The organism is Algibacter amylolyticus, assembly GCF_014202225.1.
Classification (GTDB): domain Bacteria; phylum Bacteroidota; class Bacteroidia; order Flavobacteriales; family Flavobacteriaceae; genus Algibacter_B; species Algibacter_B amylolyticus.
Genome location: NZ_JACHGE010000001.1, coordinates 168575 through 183401 on the forward strand (window position 1 = coordinate 168575; position 14827 = coordinate 183401).

Annotated in this window: 14 protein-coding genes; all 14 read right to left on the bottom strand. The window is 28.7% G+C overall.

Going from position 1 to position 14827, the window contains the following annotated elements:
• Positions 1-93 precede the first annotated feature (93 nt).
• Positions 94-1221, bottom strand: coding sequence for a glycosyltransferase (locus tag HNQ90_RS00805; protein WP_144114765.1), 1128 nt, complete (start codon positions 1219-1221; stop codon positions 94-96).
• Entirely contained in the window at positions 1218-2489 is a 1272-nt protein-coding gene (locus HNQ90_RS18060) for an O-antigen ligase family protein (protein WP_144114766.1), read from the bottom strand. The genes HNQ90_RS00805 and HNQ90_RS18060 overlap by 4 nt, the downstream gene beginning before the upstream one ends.
• Complete coding sequence (locus HNQ90_RS00815) at positions 2461-3519, bottom strand: hypothetical protein (RefSeq protein ID WP_144114767.1); 1059 nt, start codon at positions 3517-3519, stop codon at positions 2461-2463. The genes HNQ90_RS18060 and HNQ90_RS00815 overlap by 29 nt, the downstream gene beginning before the upstream one ends.
• Positions 3520-3521: 2 nt before the next feature.
• Positions 3522-4649, bottom strand: a complete 1128-nt coding sequence (locus tag HNQ90_RS00820; protein ID WP_144114768.1) for an acyltransferase family protein — start codon at positions 4647-4649, stop codon at positions 3522-3524.
• Positions 4650-4656: 7 nt separating this feature from the next.
• Positions 4657-5859 (bottom strand): glycosyltransferase, encoded by a 1203-nt coding sequence (locus HNQ90_RS00825; protein WP_144114769.1) that lies wholly within the window; start codon positions 5857-5859, stop codon positions 4657-4659.
• A 33-nt stretch (positions 5860-5892) separates the two neighbouring features.
• Positions 5893-7170 carry an oligosaccharide flippase family protein gene (locus HNQ90_RS00830; RefSeq protein WP_144114770.1) on the bottom strand — a complete coding sequence of 426 codons (1278 nt, stop codon included), beginning with the start codon at positions 7168-7170 and terminating at the stop codon, positions 5893-5895.
• A gap of 12 nt (positions 7171-7182) precedes the next feature.
• Positions 7183-7551: a serine O-acetyltransferase gene (locus tag HNQ90_RS18040; protein WP_144114771.1), complete on the bottom strand. Its 369-nt coding sequence runs from the start codon at positions 7549-7551 to the stop codon at positions 7183-7185.
• 8 nt (positions 7552-7559) lie between these two features.
• Positions 7560-8582 (bottom strand): NAD-dependent epimerase/dehydratase family protein, encoded by a 1023-nt coding sequence (locus HNQ90_RS00840; RefSeq protein ID WP_144114772.1) that lies wholly within the window; start codon positions 8580-8582, stop codon positions 7560-7562.
• A gap of 209 nt (positions 8583-8791) precedes the next feature.
• Entirely contained in the window at positions 8792-9574 is a 783-nt protein-coding gene (gene rfbD, locus HNQ90_RS00845) for a dTDP-4-dehydrorhamnose reductase (protein ID WP_144114773.1), read from the bottom strand.
• On the bottom strand, positions 9568-10116 hold the full coding sequence (gene rfbC, locus HNQ90_RS00850) for a dTDP-4-dehydrorhamnose 3,5-epimerase (RefSeq protein WP_144114774.1): 549 nt from the start codon (positions 10114-10116) through the stop codon (positions 9568-9570). Before rfbC ends, rfbD begins: the two co-directional genes overlap by 7 nt.
• Positions 10117-10121: 5 nt before the next feature.
• Positions 10122-10979, bottom strand: coding sequence for a glucose-1-phosphate thymidylyltransferase RfbA (rfbA, locus tag HNQ90_RS00855; protein WP_144114775.1), 858 nt, complete (start codon positions 10977-10979; stop codon positions 10122-10124).
• Between the two features lie 50 nt (positions 10980-11029).
• Positions 11030-12037: a dTDP-glucose 4,6-dehydratase gene (rfbB, locus tag HNQ90_RS00860; RefSeq protein WP_144114776.1), complete on the bottom strand. Its 1008-nt coding sequence runs from the start codon at positions 12035-12037 to the stop codon at positions 11030-11032.
• Positions 12034-13119 (bottom strand): hypothetical protein, encoded by a 1086-nt coding sequence (locus HNQ90_RS00865; RefSeq protein WP_144114777.1) that lies wholly within the window; start codon positions 13117-13119, stop codon positions 12034-12036. The genes rfbB and HNQ90_RS00865 overlap by 4 nt, the downstream gene beginning before the upstream one ends.
• Before the next feature lie 5 nt (positions 13120-13124).
• Entirely contained in the window at positions 13125-14813 is a 1689-nt protein-coding gene (locus HNQ90_RS00870) for a DUF6909 family protein (protein WP_144114778.1), read from the bottom strand.
• Between the last annotated feature and the right edge of the window lie 14 nt (positions 14814-14827).

A 14827-nucleotide genomic window follows, 5' to 3' on the forward strand; every position in this document is an offset into this window, starting at 1 on the left:
ACTTTAAATAGCTTTTACCATAACAAGTCTAGCTGCAAGATTATAAACAATTAAGGTAACCATCTTTAGCTAGATATTTACAATTACCACATACTATTTCTTACAGAATGTTTTATAAAATTTTTCTAAATTCTTAATATTTACATTAAGATTAAAATTAGCTTCAAAAAGCTCCAAAGATTTTTTTTCAAATTTCTCTCGAATTTTGCTGTTATCCAATAAATATGAGATCTTTTTTGCCATAAACTCAACATCTTCATGTTCTACAACAAATCCATTATAGTTGTTTTTTACTAAATCTCTATTTCCATCACAATTTGTTACAACACAAGCTTTGGACAATGCCAAACTTTCAATAACAGAATATGGTAAGCCTTCGTAACGTGAAGTAGAAATATAAAGTTTTGATTTAGAAATTACTTCAAAAACCATATCTCTTTCCATCCATTCAATTAGCTGAACATTATTTTCTAATTTAAAATCGACTATCATTCCCTTAATAACCTCTTTATTTGGGCTATACTCTCCTACGCCTAAAATTATAAGATTAATGTCTGGTTGTGTTTCTTTTAGCTTCTTAACTACATTTATCATCATTTCTAAATTTTTTTGAAATGACGGTCGTGCTACAGTGCATATGTAGTTTTCTTTTAAATTAAAAGAAAGATCTATATTCTTTTTAGGAATTGGTAATATTGAATTATTTAATAACAACGCTTTTTCTTCTTTGTAGCCAACTTCATTAATACCCCTATTTCTTTCTGACTCTGAAGTAGCCAATAAATATGAATTAAAATGTTTAAATAGTTTTTCTAGCGACAAAAACAACCGTGCCTTTAATTTATTATTAGCACTTAGATAGGAATATGCATGCGGTGTATGCAAAACCTTTACATTATAAAATAATGAAGCAGCTCGAGCTATAATGCCTCCTTTTGCACTATGCGCATGTATTAAATCTGGTTTTTCTTTTTTTAGAATCTTTACCGTTTTAAATATAGCTTTTAAATCTTTGATTACATGAATCTCTCGCTGAATATCTATATCAAACTCAGAAATTAAACCTTGCGAATTATCTAAATAGCCTTTTTTATTTTCATTTTTTTTGTGAATAATAATGTTTTCAAAACTATTAGAATCCATGTTTTCTGTTATTAAGCGAAGGTATACCTCTACGCCTCCAACAGAATCCAATATTTGTGCAATTTTAATTTTTTTCATTTATCTAACTCATTACTATAATTACCAAAAATCGAAGCCCAATAGGCACTAAAACTTATACCACTATACAATATAAAAAAATCATCCGTTAAATTAGAAAGAAAAAAAAGTATTACAAAAAAAAACATTAAAGAATTCTTATTAATAAAACCTAAATAGCATAAAAAGCTAAAAAACACCAATAAAGCAATTGGTCCTAATATACCATATTTTATAAGATAGTCTATAAATTGATTATGAACAGGGAATTTATATTTATATAAAAATTTTTGATTTGTTTCTTTATAATATTCAAATAATTTTTCTTTTGCATCTACAGCCCCATAACCAAATAACAAATTACTTTTTGAAAGCTCTAATGCAGATTTCCAGATTGAAACTCTGGTTACTAAAGAACTAAATACTTCTACTTCTGGGTTTTCAAACTCATCCAAACGCCCAACCATTTCCATATTAGCAAAACTTCTACTTGTAAATTTTTTAATTGTGTATGGAAATATTTTAACAAAAGCCCCCATTCCTAGGAAAAATATTAAAAATACCAAAGCACCTTTTTTAATTAAAACACTGGAGCTATAATTTTTAAATGTTATAAATAAAAACACGAAAAAATATCCAAAAATAGCACAAACAACAGCTACTCTAGTGTTTATATAAAGTACTAAAAACAGTGATAAAAGAAACAAAAAGAAAAAAATAATACTCTTAACCGATTTGCCAAACTTTTTATTTATTAATACATAAAAACAAGAAACACTAGCAAAGGCAACATGCATATTTAAAGAAGGGGCGTGCAATTTAAAGCTATTAGTAAAATGGTATCCCATTTCCCATAAATGCCTACCCTCTAAATATTTTAATATGTGATCCGGATATATTATCACATACCTTATAAATAATCCTGTTAAAACTATTAGCATTACCACAACATATATGGATAAGAGTTTAATTAAATTAATCTTTTTGTTATACCCAATTATCAGTACAGGAAAAAACAAAAACAGCAAATGCTTTTCGGTAGCCTTAACTGCTAGATAATAACTACTATTATTCCAGAAAAACAACAAATCCAACAACAAAGGCATTGCTATAATAAGGCACCATATAATTTTTTGCTTATTAAAAACTAACTTTTTGTAATTAATTATATTAAATAGAACAAATAATATTACAACTATGTTACTAAGTTTCATAAAAAGAAAAGAAACAGGTAGTATACATAAAAATGCATTATAAATTTTATGATAATTTCTTTCCAAGCTCATCATAATACAATAAAAAATAAATTAAGGGGAATATACCTGCTTTATGCCTTATAGCCGATCCTAAATCTGGTTCAAAAACGCCTTGAATAATGAAGTATGAAAACAAGAAATAAAATAACCAAACTTGATACGGATCTTCTTTTTTAGTATTTAAGCTTTTGCCAAACTTTATAAATAAAATAATAAATAAAAATAGTTGCCAAATACTAAAAACTAATATTTGAGGCGAGGTTATGTGTTTAAATGCATTTAGAGGTATGTTTACAGAGAAAAAACCATAAACTATACCTAAGGACTCTCCATACCAACTATCTGTATCTATAGGGGAAATAATCATGGAATTAGTTTCCGTATTTCTTGACGAATTTAAAGTTTCTCTGGTACTCTGGGAAATGAATTCACCTTTAAGCACGCCATAACTTAAAGACAAACAGATAAGCATTAAAACACCAAAAATAATATTAATAACATTCTTATCGTAAAATCTAATTTTATTAAAAAGAAAGAAAAGAACCGAAAGTACGGCCAATAAAATATAATATTCCCTAAACTTAATTCCAAAAAAAAGTATTAGCAGTAAAGATATAATGACGGTTTTCCTTATGCTCCTCTTTTTATTCTTGTAAAGAAAAACTATTAAAGCAGTAAATAAATAGGCTATAAACTCTTTTGTTGGCATGGATAAAAATATTGCCATAACAATTAAACCAAAATAAACTAGAAAGTTTTTTAAATTTAGTTTTGCAAAGCTCTTAGGTATACCAATTTTATACAAAATTAAGGCTAATATAAAGTATTGAATAAACCCAATTATAGAAAAGTGTAAATACTTTAACCCAGTAATTTTATAAAACAAAATAGTTATAGGATAACCACCTGTGTATCCGATTTCATTATAAGGATCATTAACATAGGTATTAGTATCTAAAAAAAACCTAGGAGGAAGCACAAAAAACACTAGTACAGATGTTAAAAGACCTATAGCAACAAAAAAATAAAAGATGAAAACATTATTTTTAATTTTTAATTTCATTTTTATCTAAACCGATCTTTTAAATTTAAAAACTTTGTTTCAAAATATCTATATGACAATTTTGAAACATATAATGTTAAAACCAATAATAACAAAATATAAACAATTGGAAAACTTTGTACAAGACTATTTAAAAAGCCTATTTTAACTACAGCCATACGTAAGCCATATGAAACCAATGGATGTAATAAATAGATACCATATGATATGACTCCAAAATAGGACAAAAATTTAATATTAAGATTAAAAACACTGCCTTTTGTCCTGTGAGAAACAATTAGTATTAATAAAGAAAAAACCAAGCTTGAAAAAATATCTTTAAAAATACTAGCTATATTAAAATCTATGAAAAGAATTAACAAAGCTAAAGTAAATATAACTATTTGGACAATGTTATTATTAATTAAATTATAATAAAATGATTTTAAATCGCTATTTTCCAAATGCTTATGAGCAAATAAAGAAAAGAAAATACCCATTAACATAAAATGAAATTTTAAAGTTCCTAAAAACTTTATTAGAACTTCATTAGAGGTTATAAAACCATATTGAACAGCCCAATAAAATGCAAGATAACCGAGATAAATAAAAAGAGCAATAATTAACTTACTCTTTGCTTTCTTTAAACAAAACATAATTAAAGGAAAAACTAAATAGAATTGCTCTTCCACACCAATACTCCATAAAATGTTGATACCTCCAACTGTGCTGTCCCAGAGGGGTTTAACTAAATTTGGTAACATTACAATAAATAATAATGCTCCTTCAAACAACGGAAAACCTAATTTGCTTTCATTTAATAGTAAGGGAACAATAAATGCTATTAAAATTAATGTGACCGTTAATGTTAGATAATACAATGGCATTATTCTTAACGCTCTCCTAATGTAAAAAAACCTGTAATTAATTTTACCAGTTTGTTTAATTTCAGAAAAAGCTAAATAGCTAATTAAAAAACCAGATAATGCGAAAAAGAAATCGACAGCAACTGTTCCTCTATGAAATACTTTTAAATTTTCGGCAAAATCAATATTCATTTCGGATAGGTGATGCCTTCCGTGATCCATTACTACTAGAGTAGCAGCAAAAAATCTTAATGTATTTAGTCCTTTTAGGTGTTTATGTGCCATATTAATTTTAGCTTAGGGTTTCCAAAACATTATAAACTTTTTTTGCGCTAACGCCCAAGCTTCTATTCTCTTTGAGCCAGTTACTAAAAATTTCCACATGCTCTTCTTCCTCTTGTTCAGTAAGTTTATTTAACCTTTTTTCAAGTCTTATAATAGCATCTGAAAAATCATCAGCTTTATTTGGCGCAACCTCTCCAGAATTAGAGTTGATTATTGTTTCTAAATGATCATCAATATCCGACCCAACAACAAATTTACCAAAACTCATATAATCCAATGTTTTAAGCGGAGAATTATATTTTAATACATAATTATCGTCAAATAAATAAGGACTTAAACCAATTCGAACTTCTTCAATAACATATTTTAAATGATCCATAGGAATTTGATTGTGTAAATATATATAATCTTCGAGTTTTAAATCTTTAATGGAGTTTTTTAAATAAATAAAATCATCTTCAGTTCCTTTCCCAAAAATATATAATTTCTTTTTAAAGCCTTTTAAGTGAAGGTTATGCATAACATCAATAATAAAAGACAATCCCCTAAATCTGGATATTGTACCCAAATAACACAAACTATTTTTAGTAATACTTGCCTTTAAATTGATTATTTCTTCAGGAATATCATTTAAAGGCACATCATTATTCAATTTTATGCATGATGATATAACATGCATGTCTCTTTTAATACTTTTTTCAAAGTACCGTTTCATTTCATTACTCATTACAATTACAGCGTCGGCCTTTTTTAATAGTGTATTTCTTAAAAATATAGCCACAGACGAAAGAATTCTATATTTAAACCCTGGTGTTTGTCCAACTTCTTCTGCCTTTAAATGAGTTATTCGATAAATAAATTTCTTACCTTTTATTTTACAAACCAAATACGAAATAGCACCTACAATAGGCTCATCATGAACCATAATATACTTTACGCCTTTAACTTTTTTATTGAACATTAAGGTTTTAAATACACTAAACATTAAATAAACGCTATAAAACACACGTTTTAAAAAGCTTTTAGTACTACTTTTTTTGAGTTTTATAAGTATATTTTTATGATTAAAGCTTGATTCCCCTTTTTCTGTTACAATCATTTTGGTTTCAATATTGTAATCTTTTTTGAGTAAATCTAAGTATACATATTTGTAATGATCGGGAAAATGAAAGTTTACAGGTTCATCATTAATTACAATCAAGTCAGTCATAGTAAAGGTGTAGTTTTCAAAAAAATATTTTAGTTATTTCTTTCTAAGGTTAACTGGTCTGTTAAATTTGATATTAAAAACAACGTCAATTTTGTATTTTTTAAGACAAAGTAAATACATTACCAAAAACTCTACTGCATAACTAATTGTAGTTGTTAACGCAGCAATTTTATAGCCATATTTAGGCACTAAAATAAAATTTAACACTAGATTTAATATTGCCGCAAAAATTGCAGGAATGACCATAATTTTAGTGTCCTTAAAAAAGAAAGGTATATTTGCAACTATTGAATATAAAAAATAGAAAAACATACCTAAAATAATTGTAGGAATAATATCTAAAATTACTAAATATGATTCATTTGACATTATAAGAACCATATATTTTTTAATCAAGCTAATAAATATACCTAGAATTAAAATGACAAATATATATTTTTTAGTAAGTTTAAAATTTAAATCAAATTTTTTAAGTTTTAAATTTTCTAATACTGTTTTTTGAAACATTTTATTAGTTGCTAAATAAAATGCCATAAAAATGGAACTTACAGTATAGGCTACTGTGTATTCGGCCAGTTCAACATCAGAATAAAAATATTTAATGATATAGCGATCTGAAACACCTAATGCAAGAGCAGAAAATAAAGAGGGGATAAATGGTAAACTAAATTTTAAAGAAGCCTTCAAAATAGTTAGGCCTTCGTGTTTTAATTTTTTGAAAGAGGAAAAACCTCTTGAAAGCCAAATAACTAAACCTATATACAATATTAATTGCACATTCATAAAGGCATAAATACTATTAGAATATAATAGTATAATTATTGCAGAAAGTATATAGGGTAAGGTGTTTTTTAAAACAAAAATTATATTGTATTTTCTTACCTCTCCTTGTAATTGATAAAAAAATAAATGCAGTTCTATTATTGAATATAAAAACGCACATAACAGCAAGTAATAGTCTCCTTTTTCGTCAATAATATAAACACCAAAATAGCCTTTAATTACAAAGGATAAAAGCAAGATTGCTAATAACATTGTAGAAAAGTACTTTACAATGTCTATTAGTTTTAAGGCTTCATTTTTACTGTGTATAGAAACATGTTTAACATAGCTTCTTTGCGATAAATCTAAAAATATAGATAAGAGTGGAACAGAAATCCAAAATAAAGAAAGTTTTCCAAAATCATTTTTATCAAAAATATTGGTATAAAACCCTAATAGTAAAAAAACAATACCCTTAGATAATCCTTCTCCTAATACATAAAAAAAATAACCTTTTTTCTCTAAGAGAATATTTTTTAGTTTACCCAAAATTCTTAAATATTACCGTAGTACTTTTGCGGGATTCCCTACAACTACACTACCTTCGTCAACATCTTTTAAAACAACACTGCCTGCCCCAATATATGAGTTATTACCTATTTTAATATCCCCTATAATTAATGCATTAGCTCCAATAACGACGTTATTACCTATTTTTGGATATAGTTTTAATTTCGCATCTTTTTCTGTTTTAGCTCCAATAGTAACGTTTTGGTATATAGTACAATTATTTCCTAATTCTACGTTTTTCCCTATTACAATACCAATTGGATGAGGAAATTTTATATTACGCTTTCTTAAATAAGATATACCACAACGAAAATCGTTACTAAATATCCATTTTATAAGGGAATTTAATTTCCTAAGCATCTTTAAAATTATTTGTTATAAAAATTTTTATACCACTCTACAAAATTTTTAACACCAGTATTTACATCATAATTACTATTATAACCCAAAGCCTTTAAATCATCAATATCTGCCCAAGTTTGCGGAACATCTCCAGCTTGCATTGGCATCATGTTTTTTACTGCTTTAATACCAATATTATTTTCTATGGCAGAAATGAAATGTTCAAGAGTTTCTGGTGATCCATTTCCAATATTAGACACTTTATAAGGCACTTTAGTTTCTCTATAATCCTTTGGAGGGTTTTCCAAAACAATATTAATACCATGTATTATATCATCAATATAAGTAAAATCCCTACTCATTTTACCATTGTTAAATACATTAATAGCTTTACCTTCTGTAATCGCTTTAGTAAATAAAAATAGAGCCATATCTGGACGTCCCCAAGGACCGTAAACCGTAAAAAATCGAAGACCTGTAGTTGGTATGTTATATAAATGACTGTAGGTATGAGCCATTAATTCATTACTTTTTTTTGTTGCCGCATATAAACTAATTGGATAATCTACATTGTCAGAAGTAGCAAATGGGACTTTTTTATTCTCACCATATACACTTGAGCTACTGGCATAAAGTAAATGCTTTACCTTGGTATGCCTGCACCCTTCTAAAATATTTAAAAACCCAACAACATTACTTTGCACATAAGATTTTGGGTTTTCTATACTGTATCGTACCCCTGCTTGAGCTGCCAAATTAACAACAACGTCGAATTTTTCTCTTTCAAATAAACTAGAAATCTCATTTGCATCTTCTAGGTTTAATCTTAAAAATTTAAAATTTTCATGAAGACTACTTACAGTTTCAACGCTAAACTTTTCGGCACCTGATCTTTCGATACCTAATTCGTTTAGTCTTGCATACTTTAAGTTAACATCATAATAATCATTGATATTATCAAGACCAACGACCTGACATGATTTTGAGCAAAGATTTCGTACTAAATGAAATCCAATAAAACCCGCAGCTCCTGTTATAAGTATTTTCATAAAAAAACAATTATTTTAGTTAAACATCGAAAAAATGTAAGTTTACCCTATACTTGTGCAAAAGTAGGACAAATATTTCTTAGTACAAGCCAATGTTTTTTTTATTTACCCACCATTGTAAATCTAGTTTTAATAAAATAAACACCTTTTTAGCAACAGCAGTAGAATTTAATAAATCTATTAAAAACAAAAAAGCATTTTCCTTTTAATTAAAGCAGAACTGAATATTTTGGTCGTTTTGCGTATGTTTTAAATTCTGTAATTCCTTCTAATTCAATTTTATTAGTAAAATTATGCTCTTCTAAAATTATTTTTGCAAATTCAAACCAAGACATAACCTGTTTATCACAAAAATGTTTTAAACCATAATCGTTTGTCTTCTCTACTATTAATTCAATAATATATTTTGCTAAATTTTCTGTATTTGTAGGACAGCCTTTTTGCTCTGTAGTTATTGTTAGTTTTTTTTCTTTTTTTGCAAGTTTCAATATGGTTTGATAAAAGTTTTTTCCATATTTTTTACTATACAACCAAGATGTTCTAACTATAAAATATGCATCTAAATTAGCTTGTATTTGCTTTTCTCCTTGCAATTTTGATTTACCATATTCATTTATAGGGTTCGTTTGGTCTAAAACAGTATATGGCTCTTGTTTTTCCCCATCAAAAACATAGTCTGTAGAAACATGTATTAAAACTACCTTATTTAGTCTACAAACGTTAGCTAGAAATTTTACTGCCTCACTATTAACTTGGTAAGCCTGTTCGGGTGTTTTTTCGGCTTGTTCAACATTTGTATAGGCAGCACAATTAATACAATAATCAAAACTATTACTATTAAAAAACTCACTAAGTGCTTCTTTATTAGTAATATCTAGTTCTTCTTTACTAACTAATATAAATTCTAGATTAATGTTATTATCTTGATATAATTCTTTTATGGTTAAACCTAATTGACCATTTGCTCCTGTAACCAAAACTTTTTTTAACATTTAAACAGACTTTTAAACGTTAATAAGTTTTTATCTTTTTCGGAAACTATCATTTTGTCTTCGGAAAAACCCCAATCTATATTTAAAAATTTATCATTGAATATGATTCCTGATTCTGATGACTTATCATAATAGTTATCACATTTATACGAAAAAACAGTATTATTTTCTAAAACTATAAATCCATGCGCAAACCCTCTAGGCACATAAAGTTGTTGTTTTTTTACACAATCTAAAAGGATTGAAAAATGTTTACCAAATGTTGGCGAATCTTTTCTTAAATCAACACATACATCTAAAACTTTTCCGCTTATTACTTGCACTAATTTAGCTTGTGCAGTATTTCCTTTTTGAAAATGCAATCCTCTCAATACACCTTTTGATGATTTAGACAAGTTATCTTGAACAAATTTATTTTTTATTCCTGTTGTCTTAAAAAAAATTTTCTCATTAAATGTTTCTAAAAAATAACCTCTTTCATCCTTGTGCATCTTAGGGGTAATAACAAAACACCCTTTTAAATATGTTTCTGCAATTTCCATTTATATTATACTAGTTGTTTAAGATAATTTCCGTATCCACTTTTAAGTAAAGGTTGGGCTAATTTAATTAACTGCTTTTTATCTATATAACCCATTTTATAGGCTATCTCTTCTATGCAGCCAATTTTTTGAGCTTGTCGTTCCTCTATAACCTGAACAAACTGTGAGGCCTGCATTAATGATGTAAACGTGCCAGTATCTAACCACGCAGTTCCTTTGTCTAGAATTTGAACATTAAGTTTACCATTACTTAAATACGTCTTGTTTATATCTGTTATTTCTAACTCTCCACGCTTACTTGGTTTAATATTTTTAGCGATTTCAACTACAGAATTATCATAAAAGTAAATACCAGGAACGGCAAAATTAGACTTTGGTTTTTCAGGCTTTTCCTCGATAGATATAGCTTTATTATCTTGGTTAAACTCAACAACACCATAACGTTGAGGGTCTTGAACATGATAGGCAAATATTACGCCTCCATCAGGCTTTATATTACTTTGGAGTGTTTTGTCCAAACCTGATCCATAAAAAATATTATCGCCCAAAATTAAAGCAACACCGTCACTACCAATAAATTTTTCTCCAATTACAAAAGCCTCGGCTAATCCTTTTGGCTCTTCTTGAACAGCATATTCAAAAGTACAACCGTAATCTTCACCATTTCCTAAAAGCTCTTTAAATCTTGGCAAATCGTTTGAAGTAGAGATTATTAAAACCTCCCTTATGCCAGCTGATAAAAGTGTTGTTAACGGGTAATAGATCATAGGTTTATCATAAACTGGCATAAGTTGCTTACTTACTACTTTAGTAAGTGGATATAATCGAGTTCCTGAACCTCCTGCTAATATGATTCCTTTCATTTAAAATTTTGTTTTTTTACTTTTTCCATAACCATGGAAATCTCCTTATTTTAAAAGCTGTATTTCTTAATATACCAATCTATGGTTTTTCTTATTCCTGATTCAAAGTTTTCTTCAGCAAGCCATCCTAATTCTTTTTCTATTTTTGATGCATCAATAGCATATCTAAAATCATGGCCAGGTCTGTCTTTTACAAACGTAATTTGCTTTTTATAAGATTGATTTTTAGGCAAAACATTATCTAATATTTCACATATCTGATTTGCAATATATAAATTATTTCGTTCGTTTTTACCCCCAATATTATAAGTCTCCCCCGAAATACCTTTACGAAATGCCAAGTCTATTCCTTTACAATGATCTTCGACATACAACCAATCTCGAATATTTTTACCATCTCCATAAATAGGGATATCCTCACCTGTTAACGCCTTCTTTATAATTGTTGGAATTAATTTTTCATCGTGTTGTTTTGGCCCATAATTATTGGAGCAGTTTGTTGTTATTACATTTAATCCGTAGGTATGAAAATAGCTTCTTACAATTAAATCTGATGATGCTTTGGAAGCACTGTAAGGGCTATTGGGTGCATAACTTGTGGTTTCCGTAAACAAGCCGGTTTCTGGTAGTGTACCATAAACTTCATCTGTTGAGATATGCAAAAATCGTGAATGCACATGATTTTCCTTTATTAAATTTGGCCCAATCATCCAATGATTTTTTGCTACATCTAGCACATTAAAAGTTCCAAGAATATTTGTATTTATAAATTCGTTAGGCGATTTTATAGAATTATCTACATGAGACTCAGCGGCAAAATTAATGACACCACAAAAATTGTATTTATCAAATAAACTTTCAACCAATTCTCTATCGCAAATATCACCTTTAATAAAAGTATAATTATTATTATTTCTAACCTCATCCAAATTAGAAAGCTCACCTGCATAGGTGAGCTTGTCAATATTTACAATTTTTAAAAGTGGATATTTTTTAAGGAAATAAACTATATAATTAGAACCTATAAAACCAGCACCTCCCGTTACTAAAATAATCATAACTGCTTTATATTTAGATTTTTATCTTGCTGATCTAAGTATTTACCTAAGCCGTAAAGTATAAATCCAAAGAAAGTAATTAAGAAAAATATAACTGGTAATCTAACTTTCATTTGATCTTTCCATTCTGACATGTCGTAACCTGCATCCGGAAACTCTGATATCACATTTACTACATTTTCAGTTTTCACCAAATGAACATTAATTTCTCTTTTTAAAGCCTCCAGACTAGATTTTTTACCTAATAAGACAGATTCATTAACAATCAATTGGTTTTGAGCCGTACTACCCATATACAAATTAGTTCCAGACCCAGGAAGTGGTTCTTTTTTAGATTCATTTTTACGAATTTTCAGGTATTCTGAGGCAAGTGAATCAATTTCCTTTTTTTCAACTTCAATAGATTCTCTTTGCTGCTTATAATTTAACCTTTCTACTTCTTTCAATTCATTTAAATAAGTATTATTGGAAATAGCCTTTACAAAGTTATCATTAAGTTTTTTAAATATAAATCTATCTGTAGAAGCTACACCTATTGCATGCCTGTTAAAACTAAAATAATCTAAGGATTCAATATAATCATCATATAAATAATCTGCTCTATTTACAGAGTCTAATCCTTTTTTAAAATTGACAAACATTTTAATACGATCGTTCTCATCAATATCTGGTTTCATGTAAATACCTCTAATTGAAGCAGCATCTTTCACGCTAATATTTAGCTTTCTTGCTAATTCTACTGAATCTTTATCAACATAAGCTAATTGATGAAGATACTTTAAGTTTTCATAAACCTGATGAGCAGAACCAAAATTTGTTTCAATATAAGAATTAGCTCCATAAACCTCATCTTCCATTGTATCCAATACAAATCCTATAACAAGTCCTAAAATTCCAGCTATTGCATACCATTTAATTCTTTTGTAGACATGAATTAAAAGCACTATTATTAAATTAAAAATACCTTTAAATATAGTTGCAATGAAATTAAAAAGCTTTTGAAATAGATTTCCTATCAAATTAAACAATTGACCCAAATCTATTTCTTCAGATTTTGATTGCTGTGGTAAATCTTTACTCATAATTACTAATTTAGTATTTGTTCTAATATTGTTCTTGTTATTAAATACGTTGGTCTAACCCCCGAAGTCCCTAAACCACCCGATGCTAATGTTGCCCCTGTTTCTAAAGGGTTATCACTAGCATAATACGCATATCTTACTTTTACATCTGCGCTTATACTACCACGTACTTTTGATGCGGCTTGAATCGCTTTTTGGTAATGTGCACCTTCCATTTCTAGACCAATTACATTCCAAGTTGAGTTGTAAAAGAATTTCAAAATATCTTTGTTTTGAAGCGACGTTCCTAAAACGGTTATCATCGAGCCTTCGTAAACATTTACACCTTGTCCTTCCAGATCTTCTCTTTTTAATTCGTTTTTAAAAGGGTAATTATCTGCTGTACCTTCAAATATATGGGCCGACGGAATCATAATATCTCCTTTTCCGCCTTCTAAAATACCAGCTTTACCCATTATAGAAACCGACTCGACATTTAAATGTGTTTTTTTACCCTTTTGTTTATAGGGTTTTAACAGCTCATCAATAGTCTCGTATGCTTGTTCTCCAAAGGCATAATCCATAACCAAAATAACTGGTTGTTGTTGCTTTAAAACGGCATCATCAATTTTAATATCTAATTTTGAAGCATCAATTTTGGCGGTATCAAATATTTGCACATCAATATTGGCTCCAGATGAGTCCTTAATGTAAGTCATACCCTTTTGCAACGCTTCCTTTGATACTTTATTACGTAGATCGTTATTATCTTTATTACTTAAGGCCTCGTAAACTTGAAAAATATCCTTTTTAGCAACTATTGGTTTTAATGCGCTAGGTGTAAAAAGCGTATTCATAACACTGTGCATATTAGCACTAATTATATGAATTGGGCGCTCCAATAAATTGTTTTTAAACAAAACATCCTTTATGGTGTCTGCCCAAATTTCGCCATGTATGTGGTGGCCAATTCGTTCTCTTAAAACAGGACTAAAAGTTACGGTACGTTTGTTATTATTAACCAACTCTTCAATAGCTAACTTCCCTAACCAATATACAATATGTAATAAACGTTCTGGTTGTGTTGGGGTTGCAAATTGGTTATAAACCGTTGTTAGCTCATTAAAGGTTCTACCTAAAATATTAGCTATATGAGTAATAGTTACCTCACGTTCCTCTTGTGTAAGTTTCTTTTTGGCTAAAACTGCTTTTTCAAGTTTTATCCAATCTCGGGTTGTTGCTCCATCCTCATCAATTAAAACACGTTTACTAATTTTATGAGACTCAACAAAAAGAAAAGTAAGGTGAGTTAAAATGTCATAAATCTCAGATCGACCACGAGTAATTTCAATGTTCATTTGCTCGTCATCTATTCGAAAACAATTACGACGACGTTTTTCTGGAATTATAGGTTTAAAATGCGATGTAGAGTACCCTTCATCGCTAGTTAAATTAATAAACATACATTCCTCAATACCTTGAGGCAACCTATCTATTACATACAGCAAGCCTTCTAGTTCGGCTTTTTCATCGCCAATAGACCCGTAAATTTCTGGTCGTAAAAGCAATAAGGATTGCCTTAAAGTTTCTCCCGAAACTCCCATTGGCTTGTAAAACCCTCTGTTAAACAGGTGACGCATAGTTATATACATCCGTTCAATAGCATTCGAGCTTTCTTGAGCTCGGGTTCTTGCATGATGTTTTTTATTGCTCATAATATAATTTGGTC